The organism is Devosia subaequoris, assembly GCF_014197055.1.
GTDB classification, from domain to species: domain Bacteria; phylum Pseudomonadota; class Alphaproteobacteria; order Rhizobiales; family Devosiaceae; genus Devosia; species Devosia subaequoris.
This window is the reverse complement of record NZ_JACIEW010000004.1, coordinates 162,406-185,262: the sequence shown is the minus strand read 5'-3', so window position 1 is coordinate 185,262 and position 22,857 is coordinate 162,406. Positions and strand designations below refer to the sequence as shown.

The 22,857-nt window shown below is 62.9% G+C and carries 18 protein-coding genes and 1 tRNA gene; 4 read left to right on the top strand and 15 right to left on the bottom strand.

The annotated features are described in order from the left end of the window. Nucleotides 1–71 precede the first annotated feature (71 nt). From addA to accD, 4 genes are read right to left on the bottom strand one after another with little or no spacing between them, the layout of a single operon-like run. On the bottom strand, nt 72–3,503 hold the full coding sequence (gene addA / locus GGR20_RS09565) for a double-strand break repair helicase AddA (protein ID WP_183311026.1): 3,432 nt from the start codon (nt 3,501–3,503) through the stop codon (nt 72–74). Continuing rightward, on the bottom strand, nt 3,500–6,523 hold the full coding sequence (addB, locus tag GGR20_RS09560; protein ID WP_183311025.1) for a double-strand break repair protein AddB: 3,024 nt from the start codon (nt 6,521–6,523) through the stop codon (nt 3,500–3,502). The genes addA and addB overlap by 4 nt, the downstream gene beginning before the upstream one ends. Then, nucleotides 6,520–7,212, bottom strand: a complete 693-nt coding sequence (locus tag GGR20_RS09555) for a nucleotidyltransferase family protein (RefSeq protein ID WP_183311024.1) — start codon at nt 7,210–7,212, stop codon at nt 6,520–6,522. Before GGR20_RS09555 ends, addB begins: the two co-directional genes overlap by 4 nt. A 57-nt stretch (nt 7,213–7,269) precedes the next feature. Further along, nucleotides 7,270–8,250, bottom strand: a complete 981-nt coding sequence (accD, locus tag GGR20_RS09550) for an acetyl-CoA carboxylase, carboxyltransferase subunit beta (protein WP_183311023.1) — start codon at nt 8,248–8,250, stop codon at nt 7,270–7,272. Between the two features lie 373 nt (nt 8,251–8,623). On the opposite strand from accD, the gene GGR20_RS09545 reads away from it, so the two are divergent. Then, on the top strand, nt 8,624–9,067 hold the full coding sequence (locus GGR20_RS09545) for a hypothetical protein (protein ID WP_183311022.1): 444 nt from the start codon (nt 8,624–8,626) through the stop codon (nt 9,065–9,067). Nucleotides 9,068–9,145: 78 nt separating this feature from the next. Here GGR20_RS09545 and trpA read toward each other — a convergent pair whose 3' ends face one another. The 9 genes from trpA to GGR20_RS09500 form a co-directional block, all read right to left on the bottom strand. Next, complete coding sequence (gene trpA / locus GGR20_RS09540) at nt 9,146–9,970, bottom strand: tryptophan synthase subunit alpha (protein WP_183311021.1); 825 nt, start codon at nt 9,968–9,970, stop codon at nt 9,146–9,148. Beyond that, entirely contained in the window at nt 9,970–11,184 is a 1,215-nt protein-coding gene (gene trpB, locus GGR20_RS09535; RefSeq protein WP_183311020.1) for a tryptophan synthase subunit beta, read from the bottom strand. The genes trpA and trpB overlap by 1 nt, the downstream gene beginning before the upstream one ends. Before the next feature lie 44 nt (nt 11,185–11,228). Further along, nucleotides 11,229–11,876, bottom strand: a complete 648-nt coding sequence (locus GGR20_RS09530; RefSeq protein ID WP_183311019.1) for a phosphoribosylanthranilate isomerase — start codon at nt 11,874–11,876, stop codon at nt 11,229–11,231. 57 nt (nt 11,877–11,933) lie between these two features. Continuing rightward, nucleotides 11,934–12,296, bottom strand: coding sequence for a lipopolysaccharide assembly protein LapA domain-containing protein (locus GGR20_RS09525; protein ID WP_183311018.1), 363 nt, complete (start codon nt 12,294–12,296; stop codon nt 11,934–11,936). Between the two features lie 58 nt (nt 12,297–12,354). Then, nucleotides 12,355–12,636: an integration host factor subunit beta gene (locus GGR20_RS09520; protein ID WP_035099264.1), complete on the bottom strand. Its 282-nt coding sequence runs from the start codon at nt 12,634–12,636 to the stop codon at nt 12,355–12,357. A 40-nt stretch (nt 12,637–12,676) separates the two neighbouring features. After that, nucleotides 12,677–13,606, bottom strand: a complete 930-nt coding sequence (sppA, locus tag GGR20_RS09515; RefSeq protein ID WP_183311017.1) for a signal peptide peptidase SppA — start codon at nt 13,604–13,606, stop codon at nt 12,677–12,679. Between the two features lie 62 nt (nt 13,607–13,668). After that, nucleotides 13,669–14,178, bottom strand: a complete 510-nt coding sequence (locus GGR20_RS09510; protein WP_183311016.1) for a GNAT family N-acetyltransferase — start codon at nt 14,176–14,178, stop codon at nt 13,669–13,671. 75 nt (nt 14,179–14,253) lie between these two features. Beyond that, nucleotides 14,254–15,960, bottom strand: coding sequence for a 30S ribosomal protein S1 (rpsA, locus tag GGR20_RS09505; RefSeq protein ID WP_183311015.1), 1,707 nt, complete (start codon nt 15,958–15,960; stop codon nt 14,254–14,256). A 184-nt stretch (nt 15,961–16,144) separates the two neighbouring features. Further along, a complete protein-coding gene (locus GGR20_RS09500) occupies nt 16,145–16,798 on the bottom strand; it encodes a (d)CMP kinase (RefSeq protein ID WP_183311014.1) in 654 nt (217 codons plus the stop codon). A gap of 230 nt (nt 16,799–17,028) precedes the next feature. On the opposite strand from GGR20_RS09500, the gene GGR20_RS09495 reads away from it, so the two are divergent. The 3 genes from GGR20_RS09495 to GGR20_RS09485 all read left to right on the top strand — a co-directional run bounded on the left by GGR20_RS09495 (nt 17,029) and on the right by GGR20_RS09485 (nt 18,951). Further along, complete coding sequence (locus tag GGR20_RS09495) at nt 17,029–17,421, top strand: TIGR02300 family protein (protein WP_183311013.1); 393 nt, start codon at nt 17,029–17,031, stop codon at nt 17,419–17,421. A gap of 175 nt (nt 17,422–17,596) precedes the next feature. Then, nucleotides 17,597–17,672, top strand: a tRNA-Ala gene (locus GGR20_RS09490). 184 nt (nt 17,673–17,856) lie between these two features. Further along, nucleotides 17,857–18,951, top strand: a complete 1,095-nt coding sequence (locus GGR20_RS09485) for a winged helix-turn-helix domain-containing protein (protein ID WP_210283152.1) — start codon at nt 17,857–17,859, stop codon at nt 18,949–18,951. 13 nt (nt 18,952–18,964) lie between these two features. Here the strand turns inward: GGR20_RS09485 and GGR20_RS09480 are convergent, their stop codons facing one another. Both GGR20_RS09480 and pheT read right to left on the bottom strand, forming a co-directional pair. Further along, complete coding sequence (locus GGR20_RS09480) at nt 18,965–20,254, bottom strand: bifunctional folylpolyglutamate synthase/dihydrofolate synthase (protein WP_183311011.1); 1,290 nt, start codon at nt 20,252–20,254, stop codon at nt 18,965–18,967. A gap of 180 nt (nt 20,255–20,434) precedes the next feature. Next, nucleotides 20,435–22,855 (bottom strand): phenylalanine--tRNA ligase subunit beta, encoded by a 2,421-nt coding sequence (pheT, locus tag GGR20_RS09475; protein WP_183311010.1) that lies wholly within the window; start codon nt 22,853–22,855, stop codon nt 20,435–20,437. Nucleotides 22,856–22,857: the final 2 nt, after the last annotated feature.

The window sequence follows — 22,857 nt, the reverse complement described above, 5'->3', positions numbered from 1 at the left end:
GGCGCCGGTCCGGAAGCGGCGGTCTGTTTGCCCCCAAAGCTGGTGAGAGTCCAGCCTTGCAACAAGCCCGATCACCGCAGGGTGAACTCCGCGCAAGCTGCAGCAAGCAGCTCGTCCGGCAATTTCATCAATGATTCCAACTCTGTCCACAGGATTGCCGCGCGCACTGGCCGCCCGGGGAAAAGCTGACCTGCAACCAACGCATACAATCCTAGCTGGGTGAGATAGTTCCCCGGCACGCCGTCCGCTCCTTCGGGAACCGACGCGTCGGATTTGTAGTCCACCACCAGCACACCTGAGTCGTCAACCACGACTCGATCGATCCTCCCGCTTAGCCAGATCTCCTGCCCCGCCCGCAGCGCACTTACGCGGAAGGGCAGTTCGGCGCGGCTATCCGGTCCGAACAGGCTGGCAAAGGCACCATTGCCCAGAATACCGAGCGCTTTGTCCGAGATGCGCGGATAGTGCTCCGTCATATCCGGCAGCAGGGTTTCGAGTGCCCGAGGGGCCACGCGGTCCCGCTCGGCGGGTGGCACCCGGCCCAGATGCTGCAACAGGGCATGCAGCGCCAGCCCTTCCTTGCGGGCCGCCTCTGCGTCGCGCAAAGCATCGGCCTTGGTGGTCAGCGGATGCGGGATTCCATTTGCTTTTGCGGCATTGCTTGGCGCCACGACGGGGATTTTTACCGGTGGCGGCACCGAGGACAGCACCAGTTCAGGCGCCTGGCTGATCGCTTCACCCAAAGCCGGTTGAAATTCGGCGCGCGGTGATCCGGGAAAGACCCGTGCGACGGTCTCGCCATTCTCGTCCATCACCGGATGCAACGCCCCGTCCAGCCCCGTTTCTATGGCGTCATACCATGTGCCTGCCAGATTGCCCTTCAACCCCAGCGGCCCGGTGACATAGAGTTCGTCCTCGGCCCGGGTCATGCCAACATAAAGCAGGCGCCAATATTCCCGGTCGCGTACGGCATCGATTTCCTGGCGCAATTGTGCGGTCTCCGGAACATGCTGGCTTTTTGAGGCCGCATGCAGCAGCAGCGGGCCGGGGGCCTTGTCGATGGCATAGACGGCCTGACCGGTCTGGTTGCCGTTGGGCTTGCCGGTCGCATCGGCCAGTATCACGATCGGGGCTTCCAGCCCCTTGGCGCCATGCACCGTCATCACCCGCACGCCGCCACCGCTTTCGGCCAGTTCGCGCTTGATGGTCACGGCACGGCGGCGCATTTCGGCGGCAAAACCTTGCAGCGACGGCTGCGGTCCCTGCTCATGGGTCAGCGCCAGTTCGAGCAGTTCGGTCAGGACATCGTCCACTTCCGTGCCCAGCCGGGCATGGAACCGCTTGAGCCCGCCTTCGGCATAGAGCACGCCGGCCAGAAATTCGAAGGGCCGCTCCATGTCGAGCGCAGCCCGCCAGCGCCCCAAACGCTCGCCAGCCACCCGGGCCGCTTCCCCGTCCGCCGCAAACAGCGCCGACCACAAGGTCTGACCCGCAGCCCGCGGCCGGGCAACGGCATACAGATCGTCTTCGCTAAGGTCGAACAGCGGTGAGCGCAACAGGGCGGCCAGTTGCAGGTCGTCGGCCGGATTGAGCAGCACATCGATCAGTGCCAGCAAATCCAGCACCGCAATATGGCCGGTTACCGCCAGCCGGTCGGCGCCCGGCGTGGGCAGGCCCTCGCTGCGCAGGGCGCGGATGATCTCCTTGAACAGTGGTCCGCGCTTCTGCACCAGGATCAGCACGTCATCGGCGCGCACGACCCTGTTCCGCTCGGCCAGAACCCGTCCGCTTTCGCTCCAGCCCCGAATTTCCCGGGCAATGCGCAGGGCCACCTGTCGGTTGGCGCTCTGCTCGGCCTCCACCGCCACGCGCGGCCAGGCGCTGGTGTCGCGCTCGACCTCTTCATCCTGCACTGGTGGCCACAATACCACATGGCCGCCCGGCTGACTGCGCGCCGGCTGATGAATGACCTTGTCATCCGAAAGCAGCGCTTGCTGGATATCGGCGCGGTAGCAGACCCGATCCACCGCGTCGAGAATTCCCTTTAGCGTGCGGAAACTGGTGTGCAGCCGCACCTGCCGGAACGGCTTGTCGGCTTCGCCGGCGCGGCGGGCCATCTGTCGCCCGGTTTCGCCGAACAACACGGGCTGCGCGCCCTGGAAGGAGTAGATCGACTGCTTCTGGTCGCCCACGGCGAATACCGAGCGAGGTCGCGTCACGGCGCCGGCGCCAGAGAAGAACTCGTCCGCCAGCGCATTGACCACGCGCCATTGCTGCTCATTGGTGTCCTGGCTCTCATCGACCAGGATATGGTCGATACCGGCATCGAGCTTGTATTGCACCCACGGCCCCAGCGCCTGGTTGGAAAACAGGTCGCCCAGCTTGTCCACCAGATCGTCGAAATCGAGCAGTGCATGGCGGCGTTTCTCGGTCTCGTAGCGCACCGCGATTGCCGCCACGACGTCGAGCACGGCTTCGCTGCGCTCCACCAGCAGCGCCCCGGACAACTGGCCATCGAGCGTAAAGATCCGCTCGCGTTCGCCCTCCAGCAAGGCTTGCAAGTGGGGCTTGGATTTCGCTTGGGCCGCGTTGAGCAGGCGCGCGCGGGGATGCTTGACCTTCTTCTTGTCCTCGGTGACAAACAGGTCGCAAAGCTGGTGGGCGCTCAAGCGGTCCGGGTCGAGCCGGGCCACCATGTCGACAAAGCGCCGTCCCGCCGGGTTGGCGTCAAAGCTCGACATGATTTCCTGCCAGACGGACTTGGTCAGTGCGCTGGCCGTAACGATTTCCCTTTTAATCTCTGACGCCGTGCCGGTCACGCCCACCACGGCTCGCAGCCGCGCCTTGGCGCCGTCGATATCGGCCAGCACCGGCTTGAGCTTGGCCCCTTCGGCCAATGCCGCCCCGATGGCATCGGTAATGGCGCTGTCGCTCAGCAGGGTGAACAGGGTCTCGACCGCCTCTGCGTTCTCCCCACCGCGCAGCCCATCGGCCAGTACGCTTTCACGCGCCGCCAGCAGCATCTGTGCCCGCCGGTCATCCTCGATCACCGCAAAATCGAACGGCACCCCCGCTTCGATGGGAAAACGGTGCAGCACCGCCTCGCAAAAGGCGTGAATGGTCAGAATGCGCAGCCCACCGGGGGTTTCGAGCGCCTTGGCAAACAGCGTGCGGGCATCCTCAAGCAGCCGCCCATCCGGGTCTCGCCCGGTCAGCTTTGTCAACTCCTCGCGCAACACCGCCGCATCCGCGACCGCCCATGCGGCCAGCCTGGCGCCGACACGCTTGCGCATTTCGGCCGCCGCCGCCTTGGTATAGGTCAGGCAAAGGATCGATTGCGGCTTGACCCCGGCCAGCAGCAGGCGCAGCACCCTAGTGGTGAGTACGAAGGTTTTGCCGGACCCCGCATTGGCCTCCACCCAGATCGAGTATTCCGGATTACCGGCCAGCGCCTGGCTCTGGCTGGTGTCGCTGGGCACGACCAAATCGCCACGATCGTTCATGCCTCGTCCTCTCCATCGACAGCGGTCCACTCATCGACCCGCGCCAGATGGTCATAGGCCCCGGCAAAGCGCTGACCCTTGAGCGGCAACAGGCGCGCGGGCAGGGCGGTCTGGTGAAACAGGAAGTGCTCGATATGGAGCTGCACCCGCCGGAACACTTCCTCGGCCACTGCCATCACGCTCATCCCGTCAGCGGTCGCAAAGGCGCTCGGCTTGAAGGCGTCCGGTCCCAGTCCGATCTTGATATAGGTCAGTGCGCTGGTATCGGCGGGCTGAATATTTTTGAGACCCGCATTGAGCGCCATCATTGCCTCCACCGGCAATTGCGGTGCCTCGAAGGCCTTCATGCTGGCGCTGCTGGGGGGCGAGCCGGTCTTGAAATCAAGGATTTCCAGCGTGCCATTCTTGAGCAGATCGACGCGGTCGGCTTGGCCGGTGATGGCGAAGGGTTCGGCCAGCTTCAGCTCCCAGCGCCCCGAAATCTCCGCATGCCGTTTCTCGACCAGCCCCGAACGTCCGCGTTCGTAATCGAGGAATTGCTCGGCTGCCGTCGCAAAGCGCCGCAACCAGATGTCACGCCGCTCGCCAATGGCCTCGAGCCCGGCAAATTCTTCTGTGGCTATCTCCATCAGCCGCGTCAGCGCCTCGGGCGCCGCGGGATCGCGTTCTTCAAAGACGAAGCGGGCAAAGATGGCGTGGATGATGGTGCCGCGCTCGCGCGCATCGGGGTCTTCGCCCAGCGCATCGAGCGGCTTCAGCCTGAGCACATGCTTGGCATAAAGATCATAGGGCGAGCGCATCAGTGTTTCGATCTCGGTGACTGACAGCTTGCGCGGACGCTCGCCAATGGGTGGGTTGGGTGCCGGGCGCCGTGCCGGCACTACCCGCGGCACCGCATCGAGCCGCCTTGCCTGCCCGGTCCAGACATCGCCCCTGGCCCGCAATTGCGCCGCCATGCCCTCGCCCACAAAGGCGTCGAGCCGTTGGATCAGGCGCGAGGCCAGCGCCGGGCTCGACCCGACCCGTTCGGCATAGGCCAAAATGATCCGACCGTTGCCCATGGCCTGTGCGAAGTCGTGCGCGGCCAGCCCCTGCTGCCGCTCGGGTGGCTCGAGCCCCGCAGCCAGACGCATACCGCGGCTCAACCAGGGGCCGGGATCGGCCGTGGCCGGCCATTTGTCTTCATTTAGCGCGCCCAGGATCAGCACATCCGGGCTCATCAGCCGCGCCTCGAGCTGACCCCAGATGGCGATATCGTTGCGCCGCTCCTCAAGCCCGGCGTGACGCACCTCGATGCCGGTCATCAGCGCCGCCAATACGTCTTCCAGCCCGCGCGGCGCAAAACGATGTCCCTCGCCGTTCAACCCCTGCATGTCGGCGACCCAGGCCTCGAACTCGGGCCGGCCGGGCAGGGGGGTGCCTGGGCCGACCGCTGCCATCGCCTGTCCCAGGGCCCCCGCCAGAGCCGATGCCGGCAGCGCGCGCTCTGCCATCAGGGCAAAAAGCGGCGCTAATGCCGTTTCGAGCCGGGCCAGCAGAACGGCAATCTCTTCGCCGCGCTGCGGTGATAGCGTGCGGGCCGGATATTTTAGCTTGCCGCCCAGATGTGCCGCCAGCATCGCCCGGATCCCGGCAATGCCCGGCGCCGGGCGCTGTCCGCGCAACAGCCCCAGATCGATATCGTCCGCCAGCGCCACCACGGCGCCGCGCGCCAGTCCCAGCGTCGTGGCCCGATTGCGCAGCAGCGCCAGGAGGTCCACCGCCGCGCAATTGTTCTGCACCAGATTGAGCAATTGCCGCGCCAGCCGTCCCGCCGGGGCATGGTAAAGCGGCGTCCCGGCCGCATCGTCGACGACGATATCGAAGCGTTTCAGTTCCGCTGCAATGCGCCGCGCCAGATTGCTGTCCGGCGTTACAATGCCCACGCATTGGTCGCTGTCGAGCGCATCACGAGCGGCCAGCGCAAGGGCCCTGGCTTCCTCGTCTTCATTGCGGGCGCGAATAATCGACACGCCGTCAAGCGCTGCATCCAGCGACGCGGGCGAGAACCGCTGTTCCGGCCACAAGGCAGTTTGCCCGGTCGGTGCCAACGCCAGATTGATCAGTCTGGTGCGCGGATGCTCTGCCGCGCACAATTCGCGCACCTGTCCCAGTTCGGCACCGAAGCTGTTCAGCAATTGGGCCAGCCCATATTGCGGGTGCCCATGCGGATTGTTGTCAGGATCGGTAAAGCTCGCCAGCATTGCCGGACTCATTGTCCGGTCGAGCCCGGGCAGCACCACCGCTCCGCGCAGTAGCCCGGCAATGGTTTTGAGCAGCCTTGCGGTGGCCGGGATCGAGCCGGTGGACCCCGCCGCGATAACTGGTCTGTCCGAGAAGAGGAACGGCGCGGCCTTTGCCTGCCGGTCCAGTCTTCTGCGCCGCAGAGCTGCAGGGTCGGCCATGTCCAGCCTTGCCAGCATGACCGGCCAGGCCTCAAGTGCAATATCGAGAAATTTCAGCGTCTGCTGCCAGTAATTACCCAGCTCCAGCGCCATCTCCGCACCCAGCGCCCGGATATCGGCGGCGCTGCGCTCCTCGATATGCAGGTCATCGATCAGCCGCCCCAGCGACTCGGCCATCGAGAAAATCTCGGCCGCAGTCGGCGGAGTCGAAAAAGCCTCTCGTCCCTCCTCTGTCTTAGCCCATGCGGCGACCAGTTCAGACAGCACCAACCGCCTGCGCAGCGCGCTGGCCGGCTTGGGGTCCGGCTCCGTGTCGAACGGCGGCAGGAAAGGCTCTTCATCTTTCACCTCGCCGCCAAAAGTGCGCATATCGGGCAACAGACCGCCAAAAGCGGGGTGGCGGGCAAAGGCCTCCGCCAGTTCGTCCTGCGCCCGGCGAGTCGGCAGAATTATCGTGACATCGGACAACCAGAATGGTCCGGCTCGGTCCCAGCCGCTCAGTAGCCGCCCGTCCATCACCGCATCAACCAGGCAGGGCAAAAACGGTGTATGGGGGGCAATGGTAAAAAGGTTCATGACGCCAGTGCCCGCTCGGCTGCGGCCAGCCCTTCGGCATCGCCCACATGAAACCAGGGCGCGTCGAGCACTACGCCTTTAAGACGCTCCTCGTTCAGCGCTTCCTCGAACAGCACATTGAGCGAAAACGCGCCGTCTGGCGTGTTGTCGAACGCGGTCCTGCCCATCAGTGCAACGCCCGCATAAATCACCGGCGCACCATAATCGAGGGTGATCCGGCCCATTGGGTCGAGGCAGAAATCGTGGCTGCGGGCAAAGCCGCTGGCGCGCGCGGGCTGCGCACAAAGCAGTACGATATCGGCCGGGTCTGCAAAGCGCGCACGCATTCGTGCCAGTGGCGCATCGCTTCCCGCCGGCCAGAACGCGTCGGTGTTCATCACGAAGAACGGGTCTGAAGCCAGCATCGGCAGCGCCGCCTTGACCCCGCCCCCGGTGTCGAGCAACGTGTCTTCGCGATTGACCTTGAGCAGTCCGCCAAAATGGGCGAGCAACTGGTCGGCGCGGTAATGCGCATTGGCGGCGAAACGTTTGGCCCCCTCGGCCCGGGCATTGGCCATGATGCGCTCGATCAGCGGCACCCCGCCCACCGGCACCAGCGGCTTGGGCAGCGTATCGGTGAGGGGTTTCAAACGCGTGCCCAGCCCGGCGGCGAGCAGCATCACATCGGGGAATCGGGCGTCGGCACTCATGCCGCGGATAGAACAGTTGCGAACCGGGCCTGTCCAGTCCGCAACTGCGACTATGCGCTATTCGGCGTGGGCTGCTGAAGCCGGCGGATCAAGATCGTCGTCGCCCTCGGCGGCAACGGCGGCATCGCGCAGGCTGGACTGGTCGGTCAGCGCCTTGGGGCTGGTAGCCGTGATCGCCTCATTGGGCGGCGCATTGGTGAGGATTGCCGCCAGCGAGCCGATGGTGGAGCGCAAATTGTGACGATGCACCACCATGTCGACCATGCCGTGGCTGAGCAGATATTCCGAGCGCTGGAAGCCCTTGGGCAGCTTTTCGCGAATGGTTTGCTCGATCACCCGCTGACCGGCAAAGCCGATCAGGGCGCCTGGCTCGGCAATATGCACATCGCCGATCATCGCATAAGAGGCGGTGACGCCACCGGTGGTCGGGTTGGTCAGCACCACGAAAAACGGCAGGCCGGCCTCCCGCAGGCGCAGCACGGCCACGGTGGTGCGGGCCATCTGCATCAGGCTCAGAATGCCTTCCTGCATGCGAGCGCCGCCCGAAGAGACGAACAGGATGAACGGCGTCTTGAGCCGCGCAGCGGTCTCGATACCGGTAATGATGCCCTGGCCGGCCGCCATGCCCAGCGAGCCGCCCATGAAGTCGAAATCCTGGATCGCGACAGTCACGGCGCGCTCATAGAGCTTGCCTGTCGCCACCAGCACGCTGTCCTCATGCCCGGTCTTGGCGCGGTTTTCGCGCAAGCGGTCGGTATAGCGCTTCTGGTCGCGGAATTTCAGCGGATCGACCGGCACGGACGCCACCGGGACCAGATCGTATTTGCCATCATCCAGGAAAACGGCCAGCCGGTCCGCCGGCTTGATCTTCATGTGATAGCCCGAGTTGGGCACCACCCACTGATTGGCTTCGAGATCGCGGTAAAACACCATCTCGCCGGATTCGGGGTCCTTGACCCAGAGATTTTCCGGCGTTTCCCGCTTGTTGGAGAGGAAGGAACGGATTTTCGGGCGGACGAAATTGTCGATCCAGTTCATGGCGCGGCCTTTCGCGGTGATCCTGTCTGGATCACGTAGTCGTCAATTGTGGCATTTCTTATCAGTTGGGGACGAAGAGGCAAAGCTGCCAGCCGCCGATGCGTTGGGCTGTGCATAAATTTCTGTCGGCCTTTCTCACGCAATCGTGCGGTCAAAGAAATCATAAGGAACGTGCCCCGCGTCGCTCCAGCAGCGATGCTTTCAAATTCTCCGAATACTGAATTGGCTCAATCAAAAATTGTTCTGGATACCAAGTCGCACTTATATTTCCGAACAATTAAATCGGTCGCCTTTCGTGCGCCGACGTGACACCATTTAAACACAGTTCATCGCGCGATCATCGACGCGTTGCAAAATATTGGAGACGTGCCGCATGTCGATTTCGGAAAAGCTCAGCAATTTTCAGCCGAGCAAGGCGGTATTGTTGTGGTCCTGCGCGGCCTGTGTCGTGGCCACCATGGTGGTAGGTTTCACCTGGGGCGGCTGGGTCACCGGCGGCTCCGCACAGGAGCGGGCCGAGGCAGCGTCCGAGCAGGCAGTAGCGCAACTGGCGGCGGAAATCTGTGTCAACCGCTATCTGGCAGCGCCCGACGCCCGCGCGAACCTGGTGGCACTGACCGAGGAAAGTAGTTTCCGCCGCAGCGGCGTGCTTGAGGATGGCGGCTGGGTGACCTTTGCTGGCCGTGAAGATCCCATCGATGGCGCCGCGAAACTTTGCGCCCGGCAATTGGCCGAGATCGACGTCACGACCTTGCCCGACGCCTCGCCGATGGCTGAAGTTGCAGCGCCCTTAGCCGAGACACCTACCGTACAGTAGATGACGAGCGCGTAGCCGCGGGCCGGATGGTGCATCCTTTTTGGGGACAATCCGGCCCTCTGCGCCTGTTACGGTTCCTTAGCTCCGGGCTCGCTGCAGCCCGCCGGCCAGCTCCGCCACTAGGTCCCGCACCGCGCCGACAGTCTTGTCGGTTGCCTTACCGTCCTCAAGCGAGGTCGCCACGGCGTTGACCAGCACCGTGCCCACGGCAATACCGTCGGCATGGCGGCCGATTTCGGCCGCGTCATCGGCAGTCTTGATGCCAAACCCGACAATCACCGGCAATTCGGTATGGGCCTTGATGCGCTGCACGGCTTCGCCCACTGCGCCGCGCGACTTGATGGCGCCGCCGGTGATCCCGGTCATCGAGACGTAATAGACGAAGCCCGACGTATTGGCCAACACGGTGGGCAGGCGCTTGTCATCGGTGGTCGGGGTGGTCAGTCGAATGAAGTTGAGCCCGGCTTCGAGCGCCGGAATGCAAAGTTCGTCATCTTCCTCAGCCGGCAGATCGACAATGATCAGCCCGTCGATTCCTGCCTGCTTGGCGGCGGCGATGAAGCGTTCCACGCCGAGAATGTAGATGGGATTGTAATAGCCCATCAGAACAATCGGCGTCGTGTCGTCCTTGCGACGGAATTCCTCCACCATGCCGAGCACGCCCAGCAAGGTCTGCCCGGCCTTCAGCGCCCGTTGTGCCCCCATCTGGATCGCAACGCCATCGGCCATCGGGTCGGAAAAGGGCAGGCCCAATTCGATGATATCGGCGCCGGCCTGGGGCAGGGCTTCCAGTATGGCCTGGCTGGTCGCCAGGTCCGGATCGCCGCCCATCACATAGGCGGCCAGAGCGGGACGGTTCTGCGCCTTGAGTTCGGCAAAGCGCCGGTCGATACGGGTGGTCATTATTTCAGCAGCCCCAGATGTTTGCCGACACTTTCGACGTCCTTGTCGCCGCGCCCCGAAAGGCAAAGCACAATGGACTGGTCCTTGCTCATCTCTGGCGCCAGCTTGATCACCTGCGCCAGCCCATGAGCGCTTTCCAGCGCCGGGATAATGCCTTCCATTCTGGTGCAGAGCTGGAAGGCTTCAAGCGCTTCATTGTCGGTAATCGGCGCATAGGTGACGCGCTTGGTGTCGTGCAGAAATGAGTGCTCGGGACCGACACCGGGATAATCGAGCCCGGCCGAAATCGAATGGCCCTCGAGAATCTGCCCATCCCCATCCTGCAACAGATAGGTGCGATTGCCATGCAGCACGCCGGGGCGGCCGCCGGTCATCGAGGCGGCGTGGCCATTCTCGGTCTCAATGCCGTGCCCGCCCGCCTCGGCGCCAAAAATGGCGACATCCGGTTCGTCGAGAAACGCGTGAAAGGTGCCAATGGCATTCGAGCCGCCACCTACGCAGGCCACCACCGCGTCGGGCAGTTTGCCCTCTGCCTCGCGGAACTGTTCCTTGAGTTCGGTGCCGATGACGGATTGGAAGTCGCGCACCATTTCCGGATAGGGATGCGGGCCAGCGGCGGTGCCGATCAGGTAATAGGTCGAATCCACATTGGTGACCCAGTCGCGCAGCGCCTCGTTCATGGCGTCCTTGAGCGTCCCGGCGCCGGCGGTGACGGGCCGGACTTCGGCACCCAGCATCTTCATGCGCAGCACATTGGGCATTTGCCGCTCGACATCGGTCGCGCCCATGAAAATGGTACAGGGCAGGTCGAACTTGGCACAGACCGTGGCCGTGGCCACGCCATGCTGGCCGGCCCCGGTCTCCGCGATCACCCGCGTCTTGCCCATGCGCTTGGCGAGCAGGATCTGCCCCAGGCAATTATTGATCTTGTGGCTGCCGGTATGGTTGAGCTCTTCGCGCTTGAACCACACCTTGGCGCCGCCCAGATGCTCGGTCAGCCGCTCGGCAAAATAGAGCGGGCTGGGGCGGCCGGTATAATGCGTGGCCAGGTGCTTGAGCTCGGCCGCATAGGCCGGGTCCTGCTTGGCGGCCCGGTATTCATGTTCCAGGTCCAGGATCAGCGGCATCAGTGTTTCGGCGACGAAGCGTCCGCCATAAATGCCGAAACGCCCATGCTCGTCCGGGCCATTGCGCAGGGAATTGGTGCGGTCCATTGGATCCTCTCGGCCAGCGCCGAGACCAACCCGGCTTCCTGGTGCTATACGGCTGCCCGGGCGTTGCGGATGAACGCCTCGATCAGTTTTGTGTTCTTGACGCCCGGCGCGGTTTCCAGGCCAGAGGAGGCATCGATCCCCATCGGCCCGACCTGGCGAACTGCCTCAGCGACATTTTCCGGCGTCAGGCCCCCGGAAAGCATGAAGGAGATGGACGGGTCAAGCGCTTCGAGCAACCGCCAGTCAAAGCTCTCGCCCAACCCACCGGGCCGGTCGGCCCCTTTGGCCGGCTTGGCGTCAAGCAATATGCGGTCCGCGACCTCGGCAAATGCGGCCACCTGGGCGATATCCTCGGCCGAGCCGATCGGCAGCGCCTTGATGATCTCCACCCCGGCTTCGGCGCGAATGGATTCGACCCGATGCGGTGTCTCCGGGCCATGCAGCTGGATCCAGTCGGGGCCCAGGGCGGCCACCTCGGCCACGCAGGAATTGTCTGGATTGACCAGCACCACGCAGCTTTCGATGCGGCCGCGCGCCGCCGAAATCAGCCCGCCCAACTCATCAATGGAGACGTGACGCGGCGAGCGGGAAAAATGCATGAAGCCCACCATGTCAGCCCCGGCCGCGATGGTCGCGTCGAGCAGGTCATGGGTCTTGATGCCGCAAATTTTGACGATCAGTGGATCGGCCATAGTCGGGGGTGGCTCAAAGGGACGGGACTAAAGGAAAAAGCCGCACTGCGCCGTCCGTCATCGCAGTTCCAGCAGATCGTCGACTTCGGCCATGGGTCCCTTGCGGACCTCGCCGCTGCTTTTGCGCATGGCATCGAGCTCTTCGCTCAGATGCTGGGCCTCGCGGCGCCAGTGCCGTTCGCGGCGGCGATGCGGGCCTTGGGCGAACCAGCTCGCCGTGCCGCCCAGCAAAACGCCAATCAGCAGAACGACATACAGGATCACAAAGAGCGGAATGCCATAGCCGGCCGCACTCGCATCTGCGGGGGCGGCAAATGGATTGAGATTGACCGCCACGAGATGGCGGTTGGCCAGTGCGAAAGCGATCAGGACGGCGCACAGGGGGACCAGGACGAGCCAGCCGACAATTTTGTTGACCATTAGAGGCTTCCACTGGAGCCAGAAGGCTCCGATCCTTTCTTGCGCCGGTTCGGGAGAATCAGGAGCGGTTCAGCCGCTCGCGGATTTCCTTGCCGGCCTTGAATTGAGGTACGTATTTTTCGCCCACATCGACCTGTTCGCCAGTGCGGGGATTGCGCCCGACGCGTGCCGGACGGTTCTTGACCGAAAAGGCTCCGAAGCCGCGCAGTTCCACCCGGTCGCCTCGGGCCATCGCATCCCCGATTTCGTCGAGAATCGCATTGACGATATTCTCAATGTCACGCTGAAACAGATGCGGGTTCTCCGCGGCGAGCTTCTCGACAAGTTCAGACTTGATCATCAAAGGCTCCGGTGTCCACCCCCCGCCCCTCGCTGGGGGTCTATTCAACCTGCCAAAGCGAGACCAAACCGTCAAGCATCACAGGACCTTCGCCCGAAAGACCGAACAGGCTCCGGGCTGACTTGCCCAGCAAGTCGCCGATCCAGGACAGCTCGCTCTGCTCCTTTGGCCAGACGGTAACGACAGAAGTCTCAGAATCGATCCCATGTTCGCTTTCGAGCCAATCCAGCGCTTCATGCTGCGCCCCGATGGCATCGATCAGCCCGGCCTGCAGTCCAATCCGGCCGGTGACAATGCGTCCGTCGGCGAGCGCCAGTGTCTCCGCCCGGCTCAGTCCGCGGCGCTCGGCGACGATGTCGACAAACCAGGCAAAGCTGTCCTCGACCAGTTCGGTGATGGAGGCGCGCGGCGCGCCGGTCAGTGGCTCGTCGAAATCCGGCTCGGCCTTCAAGGGACCCGAGGCCACCTTGTCGAAATTGACCCCGATGGTGTCGAGCAATTTGCCGGCATTGACGTGCTGATAAAGTACGCCAATGGAGCCAATGATCGAAAGACGCCTGGCAAAAATCCGATCGGTGCCGATGGCCGTCATGTAAGCGGCCGAGGCGCCCAGTTCGTCAATGGTCGAGACCACCGGCTTGGCGGCCGAGAGACGTCGCAGGTCCTCGTAGAGCTCCTCGCCGCCGGCAGTCGTGCCGCCGGGCGAGTTGATCGCCACGATGACCGCCTGGATCGTGTCGTCCTCGATCATCGCCTCGATGGCGCGCGACCGCGCCGCATCGGTGGTAATGGTGCCGCTAACGACGACGCGGGCGATGTGCTCGCCCGCGGCAAACTGGGGCAGCGCGAAACGCCCCACAACGGCCAGCACGGCAATGATGGCCGCCAACAGGGCCAGCCACCGCCACAGCCCGCGAGAGCGGCGAAAGTGGTCGGCAGCAAGAACGTCATGATGCATCTGGTCGGACACAGGCTGCTCTCCAATCTGGCCTAGCAGGTACCGGGGCCGGGCCTGGATGGCAAGCGGCCATCTTAGGGCACGGCTTTGACCATGTAGCGCGCCGCATCTTCATAGGCCGCAAGCTTTCCACTGAGGTCAGGGCGATCTTCGACCGCAAAACCCTGCTTCTCCCAGAATGGCAGTGAGCCATTGACCGCGACCAGGCTCATCGTCCCATAACCCATCGCCCTGGCATGCTTGGTCAGCGCATTGACAATCTGCTTGGCAGCGCCCAACCCGCGGGTCAGCGGCAGCAACGCCAGATCGTGAATGTAATAGCTGTCGGCATCATCCGGGATCGTGCCCAGCAATGTATTGAGGGCCGGCAGGTCTCCGCGCTTCCAGGGGTGGCTGAGGACATAGCCGGCCGGCTTTTCCGAGACTTCGAGCAAATAGCAGCCATTGCGGTAAAGCTCGAACTTCTCCGCCAGCACCGCTTCAGCCTCGAAAAAGGCCGGATGCACACGGTTGGCAATGTCGAACACGGCCCGGAAGTCGTAGCCCGTCAGGGCGCGCCAGGCGACGTCGCGAAACTGGATCATCTCCAAACCCTTTACACGAAACGACCCGCACCTTTTGGCGCGGGTCGAAAGCTTCAATAAGCAAAGCGATAACGCTTACTTGTCGTCGCGGCCCTTGAGGGCTGCGCCCAGGATGTCGCCGAGCGAAGCGCCCGAATCCGAGGACCCGAAATTCGCAACAGCTTCGCGTTCTTCTGCGATTTCCAGCGACTTGATCGAGAGCTGGATGCGGCCGGTCTTGCGGTCGTACTGGGTGATGCGCGCATCGACCTTTTCGCCCTTGGAGAAACGCTCCGGACGCTGGTCGTTGCGGTCACGGCTGAGGTCGGCGCGGCGGATGAAAGCCGTCACTTCGCTGTCAGCGATGCGCACTTCAATGCCGCCATCGTTGACTTCGATCACCTCGGTGGTGACCACGGCATTCTTGCGCAGGCCGGTGCCATCGGAGGCGCCGGTATCGGCCAGGCCGTCAGCAGCAAGCTGCTTGATGCCGAGCGAGATGCGTTCCTTGTCGACATCGACGTCGAGCACCTTGGCCGAAACCATGTCGCCACGGTTGTAGTCGTCCAGCGCGATTTCGCCCGACTTCTGCCAATCCAGGTCCGAGAGGTGAACCATGCCGTCCACATCGCCTTCGAGGCCGATGAACAGGCCGAATTCGGTCTTGTTCTTGACTTCGCCTTCGATGGTGGAGCCAACCGGGTTCTTCTCGGCGAAAGCTTCCCACGGGTTCTGCAGGGTCTGCTTGAGGCCCAGCGAGATGCGGCGCTTGTCCGGATCGACCTCGAGCACGACCACTTCGACTTCCTGGGAGGTCGAGACGATCTTGCCCGGATGGACGTTCTTCTTGGTCCAGCTCATTTCCGAGACGTGGATCAGGCCTTCAATGCCCGGCTCGAGCTCAACAAAGGCACCGTAATCGGTGATGTTGGTCACGCGGCCAGTGAACTTGGCCTGGATCGGGTACTTGGCCTCGATGCCTTCCCAAGGATCGGCCTGAAGCTGCTTCATGCCCAGCGAGATACGGTGGCTCTCGTGGTTGATGCGCACGATCTGGACCTTGATGGTCTCGCCGATGGTAAGCACTTCAGAGGGGTGGTTGACGCGGCGCCATGCAATGTCGGTGACATGCAGCAGGCCATCGATACCGCCCAGGTCAACGAACGCACCGTAATCGGTGATGTTCTTGACCACGCCATCGACCACCTGGCCCTCTTCGAGCTGCTGGACGATTTCCGAACGCTGTTCGGCGCGCGATTCTTCGAGAATGGCACGACGCGAAACCACGATATTGCCGCGGCGCTTGTCCATCTTGAGGATCTGGAAGGGCTGCGGCACATTCATCAGCGGCGCGATATCGCGGATCGGACGGATGTCGACCTGTGAGCGCGGCAGGAAGGCCACGGCGCCTTCGAGGTCGACGGTGAAGCCACCCTTGACCTGGTTGAAGATGGTGCCTTCAACGCGCTCATTGTCGTTATACTTCGCTTCGAGCTTGACCCAGCTCTCTTCGCGGCGGGCCTTCTCGCGGCTCAGCACGGCTTCGCCAACGGCGTTCTCGACGCGGTCGACATAGACCTCGACTTCCGAACCCACGGTGATGGTGCCGTCACGGCCTGCCTGGCCGAATTCCTTGAGCGGGACGCGGCCTTCGGTCTTCAGACCGACGTCAACAATGGCCAGGTCCTTTTCGATCGCCACGACCTTGCCTTTGACGACGGTGCCTTCAGCGGCATCGTTGTCGACAAAGGAGTCGAGCAACATCGATTCAAAATCTTCTTTCGTCACAGTCTGCTGTGCCAAATCTTTTCTCCGGTGCGCCGGTCGTTGAGGGTTGAACACCTGAGCCCGAATACGGGTCCGCCTTGGCAAAAATGCCAAAGCCGGCGCACGGAGCACCGCTTCATGAAACAGGTTGATTGGTATTTTATGGATCCGGGCCAGCGCCTGGGTGATCGCCCGAAAACAGCTGCACCCAAGGAGGAAATTAGGAGGGCTTTGGCCCCCCTGCCTTGAGCGCCATGGCCTTCTCGACAATCGCGATGGCAGCGCGGAGTGCGGCTTCTATACCGAAGTGTGTCGTATCGAGCAAGTGTGCGTCTTCCGCCTGATAGAAACCACCATGCGGGTTGAGCATGTCGCGTGCGTCTCGCTCTTCGATCTGGTGGAACAGGGCATAGCGATCCACCGCGACGCCCCGCGCTTCCAATTGCCGGGCCCGGCGCTCCATGCGCGCCTTGCTGTCAGCCTGAATGAACAGCTTCACATCGGCATCGGGGCAGATCCTGGTGCCGATATCGCGCCCGTCCAGCACGGCGCCGTCGGGCCCGGTGGCAAAATTGCGCTGGAAGTCGAACAAGGCTGCGCGCACCTCGGCGATCACTGCGACCTTGGAGGCCAGCACGCCGGTTTCGGCCGCTGTCAGCGCCGCCAGATCATCCAGATGCCCCGCATCGAGCGCCTGGGCGGCCGCAATGGCCGCACTTTCAAAGCCCGGGTCGTCTGCCTTGTCGGCCACCGCCAGGCCCACTGCGCGATAGAGCAGGCCGGTGTCGAGATGGGGCAGCCCATAATGGCGGGCGAGGCCCGCGGCCAGCGTCCCCTTGCCCGAGGCAGCAGGTCCATCCACGGCAATAATCATGTCCTGTCCCTCAGAAGTGATCGGAATATCCAAGCCGATAGCGGGGCTGGTGGCGAAGGGCAAGAGGCGCTTCGGGCCCGCTTTTGGAGACGTCCAAAGTGCCGGGGTGTCCGACAATCGCGCATTTTGCGTTTGACAGGGCAGGGCTTTGCCCATAACCGGACGAACCGAAATGGGCGTTCGTGGCTACTGAAGCGCCCCAATTCTCCTTATTCGACGAGGCATGAGAGATGGCCAGTGAACGCGGTACCAAGCGGACCGACCCCGATACCGGCAAGAAGTTCTACGACCTGAACCAGGACCCGATCGTCTCGCCCTATACCGGCAAGAGCTATCCGCGGTCCTTCTTCGACACCTTGCCAAGCAAGCCGGCCCCGGCCCCCGCCCGCAAGGCGGAAGCTGAGGCACCGGCCGAAGAAGAAGAAGTCGAGGATACCGCAGCGCCCGAAATCGTCAGCCTCGAAGAGGCCGATGCTGAGGAGAGCGGCGACGATATCCCTGATGTCGAAGATGTCGAGGTCGATGAAGAGCTCGGCGAGGACGATGCAGACACCTTCCTCGAGGAAGACGAAGACGAAGACGACAGCCTCGGTTTCGACGTCGGCGACGACGAAGACCGTTGATATAATTGAACTTTTCTCGTCGGGACCGGGTTTTTCCCGGCGGGATAAAAAAGTGTCATTTAGGCACTTGCAAGAGGCGGATTGTTCCAATAGGTTCCGCCTCGCTTCGGACGGGCAAACACCCCGACGAACCCAATTCTACCGCAAGGGCGCGCCACGCGCCTCTTGATCGGATGGGGCCTTAGCTCAGCTGGGAGAGCGCTTGCATGGCATGCAAGAGGTCAGCGGTTCGATCCCGCTAGGCTCCACCAAGTTTTCTTTTAGCATAGCGGTTTTTTGCTGTCGGTATTTGAAGCCGATTTTTTTCGTTGATTCGCGCCCTCCTGACCGCATTTGACACACGCCCCTGATCTGACATCGTCTGTCAGTCCTCAGGAATCATTCGTGTCCAAAAAGCCTCTCACCCTCAACTCTGCCCAGGCCCGCGCCATCTGGATGAAGGCACAAAAGCTCGATGAGACCGAGCCATTCGGTGCCGGGCCGGCGGCGACCCGCGCCGCGATCGAACATCTGGGCTATGTGCAGATCGACACCATCAATGTCATCGAGCGCTGCCACCATCACATTCTATACGCGCGCATCCCTTCCTATCGGCGCAGCGACCTGGCCACCCAGCAATCGGCTGAAAAATCGGTCTTTGAATATTGGACGCACGCACTGAGCTACGTCCCAACCGCCGACCTGTCGTTCTTCGTGCCCGCCATGAAGGCCTACCGCGAAAACCCCAGCGCCTGGTTCGGTTCGGTTACCAAAAAGGAGGTGAGCGCCATGACGCAACGCCTCAAGGCCGAAGGGCCGCTTTCGATTCGCGATATTGATGATGATGTGCTGGTCGAAAAAACCCACGCCTGGGCCAGCCGCAAGCCCTCCAAGCGCGTGCTGCAATTGATGTTCTACCAGGGGCTCGTTGCCATTGCCGAACGCCAGGGCATGCTCAAGACCTACGATCTGATCGGGCGCCATTTCGGTTGGGAAAAGCCCCCGCGTAGCGCCACTGAACGCCAGGTCACCGCCTATTTGCTCGACCGGGCCCTGCGCAGTCAGGGCATTGTCAGCCTCGATTCGATCTGTCATCTCAACGCGCCCGCCAAAAAGGCGGTGCGCGAACTGATCGAAAGCCGGCTGCGCCGCCGCCTGCTGGTACCTGTCACCATAGAGGGCGCGGAAAAAATCCCGCACTGGACCACGAGCGACGCATTGGAGCAGGCCGCCCCGTTACCGGCCAACCGGGTGCATATTCTTTCCCCCTTCGATCCGCTGATCATCCAGCGCAAGCGCCTCAAGCTGATGTTTGGCTATGACCACATTTTTGAGGCCTATGTGCCGGCAGCCAAACGGCAATATGGCTATTTCGCCCTGCCAGTGCTGGTCGATGACCGCGTAGTTGCCGCCATCGATCTCAAGACCGACCGGGCGAACCAGTCCCTGCTGGTGCAGAAATGGACCTGGCTGGAAGACGTGAATGCCGAGGCGAAGGCGGCCATAGACACTGAGCTGGGCCGCTTCGAGCGCTTCCAGCTGGCGCCATAGGGCCGGCAGCGGCTCAGTCCGGCACGGTCCCGTTCTTGGCCAATACGTCGCCGGCAAGATAAAGCGAGCCGCAAATCAACACTCTTGCTGCCTCGATGCCAGCAGCGGTTTTGAGCGCACTGGTGATCGAGCGCATGGCCCTGGCGGGAAAGCGCTGCGCCCGGGCGCGGGCGGCAATCTCTTCTCCCTTGTGGGCGTTTTCCTCCCCCGGAATGGTCAGGGTCAGCACCTGAGCTGGATGCAAATCGCGAAACACTTCGAGAAAATCTTCCGGCGCGCGATTGTTCATCATCCCCATGATCAGCACCAGCGGCTTTTCCGGCATACCGGCAATGGTGCGCGCCAGGGCCGCCGCGCCATGCGGATTGTGCCCTCCGTCGAGCCACAACTCATGCTGTTCGGGCAGCAAATCGCGCAGCTTGCCGGCGCGGATCGGCTGCATGCGCGCTGGCCATGTGACCCGCCGCAGCCCCTCGGCAAACCCGGCCTCGTCAATCGGCAGGCCGAACTGGCGGGCAGCGGCAATGGCCAACCCGGCGTTGTCGAACTGGTGCGGACCAGACAGGGCCGGGGGTGGCAGGTCGAGCAATCCGTCCTCGTCGGAATAGACCAGCCGCCCATCCTGTTCGCTGCCGTGAAAATCCTCATTCTGCCAGAGCGGGGTGATGCCCAGTCGCCGCGCCGCCCGATCGAGCACCGCACGGGCCTCTTCATGCTGCATCCCCATCACCGCCTTTGACCCGCGCTTGAGAATACCGGCCTTGTTGAGCGCAATTTCGGCCAGCGAATGACCCAAAAAACCCTGATGGTCATAGTCGATCGGCGTGATGATGGTGCCCAATGGGTGCTTGACCACATTGGTGGTGTCATAGGTCCCGCCCATGCCCGTTTCGAGCAACAGGAAATCGGCTGGCGTATCGGCAAACAGCTTGAAGGCGGTGACGGTCGTCACCTCGAAAAAGGTGATCGGATCGCCATTATTGACCTGCTCGACCTCTTCGAGCGCGGCATTGAGTTTTCGTGTGCCGACCAATGTCCCGGCCAGGCGAATGCGTTCGTTGAACCGCACCAGATGCGGCGAATTATAGACGTGAACCGACTTGCCCGCCGCCTCGAGAAAGGCGCGCAGATAGGCGATGGTCGAGCCCTTGGCATTGGTGCCTGCGACATGGATGGTCGGCGGCAGGTGGTCCTGCGGATTGCCCAGCTTTTCGAGCAGCGGAATCATGCGATCCAGGCTGAGATCGATCAGCCTGGGGTGCAATTTGCTCAAGCGGGCGAGAATGGCGTCGGTGCGGGACAAGAGAGTCTCCGAATTTGGACACATGCCGGTCATACCACCGGCCCGGCACCTCCCCCTTGGCGGGGGGAGGCTGGGAGGGGGCGCTACAAGCGCATGGCGCCAGACAACCTCCTCCCCCGGCGTTACTATAGCCTTCGGCCTGGCGCCGCGTCCCGCCCCGTAAGGGGAGGGCTAGATGAGCTACTTCCTCAATTCGCCGCCCGTCGTCTTGGTCACCGCCGCCACCACAGCCGCCGAAACCTTGTCGATCTCTTCGTCGGTGAGGGTTTTGTCCCTGGGCTGCAAGGTGACCTCGATCGCCACCGACTTCCTGCCTTCGCCTACATGGGCGCCTTCGAAGACGTCGAAAATACCCACATCCTTGATCAACGCCTTGTCGGCGCCCCGGGCGGCCTTGAGAATGGCGGCCGCGGTCACGCCGCGATCCATGACAAATGCAAAGTCACGGCTGACCGGCTGGAGCGGGCTGAGCTCAAGGGCAGGTTTGGTCTTGGTGGCCTTCTTGCGCGGCTCGGGTATGGCATCGAGATCGATCTCGAAGGCGGCAACCGGGCCCTCGATGTCGAGTTCGGCACTCAGCGCCGGGTGCAGTTCACCGAACCAGCCCAGCGTCACCTTGGGCCCAAGCGCAATGCGCCCGCCGCGTCCCGGATGGCTCCAGGCTGCCGCCTCGGGCAGCACCTGCACTTTTTCGATATCGACCCCCAGCGCATCCAGCACCGCCGCCAGATCCGCCTTGGCATCCCACACACCGACATCCTTGGCCTTGCCCGACCAGTGGCGGCCGGCGCCATCAAGGGTCGCCGTGCCGGTGCGAATGCCCGAAGCGTAGGTGTGCTGGCCTTCGGGCGCATCCGAGAGAAAGATCTGACCAACCTCGAACAGCGCCACATCGGCAAAGCCACGATTGGCATTGCGCTTCGCCCCGGCAATCAGCCCCGGCAGCAGCGAGGGGCGCATATCGGTCATGTCCGAGGCAATGGCATTGGCCAATTGCCGGTCTTCGGTGCCGCCGCCAAAGCGGGTGGCCTCGTCATGGCTGATGAAGCTCCAGGTCACTGCCTCATCCAGCCCGCGCGCCGCCAGCGCCCGGCGGGCGATGCGGCGGCGGTTCTGGATGGTGGTCAGCATGCGCGGGGCGACATGGGTCAACCGTGGCAGCGGCTCCACCGGCACATTGTCGACGCCCACCATGCGCATCACCTCTTCGACCAGGTCCGCCTTTTGCGTCACATCCGGGCGCCAGCTCGGTACCTTGACGTTGCGCACCGGTCCGCTGCCCTCCATGGCAAAGCCGAGCCGGCCCAGAATGGCTTCAATTTCCTCGGCGGCGACCGTAAGACCGGTGAGGCGATTGACCTCGGCCAGCGGAAAATCGACCCGCGTATCAGGGAACACGTCCTCCCCCGAAATCGCCGGCTCCATCGGCTCGCCACCGCATAGCTCCAGCACCAGTCGGGTTGCCAGTTCCATGCCCGGCTCCGTCAGCGCCGGATCGACATTGCGTTCCAGGCGATAGCGGGCGTCCGAGACAATGCCGGTCTTGCGGCCGGACTGGGCGATCAGGTCAGGATCCCAGCTGGCGCATTCCATGAAGACATTGGTGGTCTCCTCGGTCACCCCCGAACGGATCCCACCCATGATCCCGCCCAGACACAGCGGGCCCTTGTCATCGGCGATGACCGTCATGGTTTCGTCGAGCGTATAGACCTTGTTGTCGAGCGCATCGAAGGCCTCGCCGCGCGCATTACGCAATACCATCTGCCCCTCGACCTTGTCGGCGTCATAGGCGTGCAGCGGTCGGCCCCAACCCAGCGAAACCAGATTGGTGATGTCGACGATCGTATTGATCGGTCGCAGGCCCACGGCGCGCAGACGCTGCTGCAGCCATTCGGGCGAGGGACCATTCTTGATGTTCTTGAGATAGCGCCCGGCGAACTTGCGGATCGCCTTGGGTTCATCTGCGGTAAACTGATGTGGCAGCGGTGCAATCGGGCTCGCTCCCTTTGAGGGAACCGGGGAGAAATCTGTGCTCTTCAGCGTCCCCAGGCCAAAGGCCGCCAGGTCGCGCGCTATCCCATATACGCCGGTCGCGTCGCCGCGATTGGGGGTAATGGAAATATCGAACACCACGCCATCCATGCCGGCATAGTCGACATACTTCATGCCAACCGGCGCATCCTCGGGCAGTTCGATAATGCCGTCATGGTCATCGCTCAGTTCCAGCTCGGCATCGGAACACAGCATGCCATTCGACACCTGGCCGCGAATATTGCCCTTGCCGATGGTCATGTCCTTGCCCGGAATATAGGTGCCGGGGAACGCGAACACGGATTTCAAACCAGTGCGGGCATTCGGCGCCCCGCAGACCACGTCAATCAGCTCACCCGTGCCGGCATCGACTTTACATACACGCAGCTTGTCGGCGTTAGGATGTTGCTCGGCGGAGACCACATGGGCGGTCACGAAGGCTTCCAGCGCCTTGCCCTGGCTTTCAATGCCTTCCACCTCAAGGCCGATCATGGTCAATGCCTTGCCGATTTCCTCGACCGAAGCGCTGGTGTCGAGATGTTCCTTGAGCCAATCGAGCGTGAATTTCATGT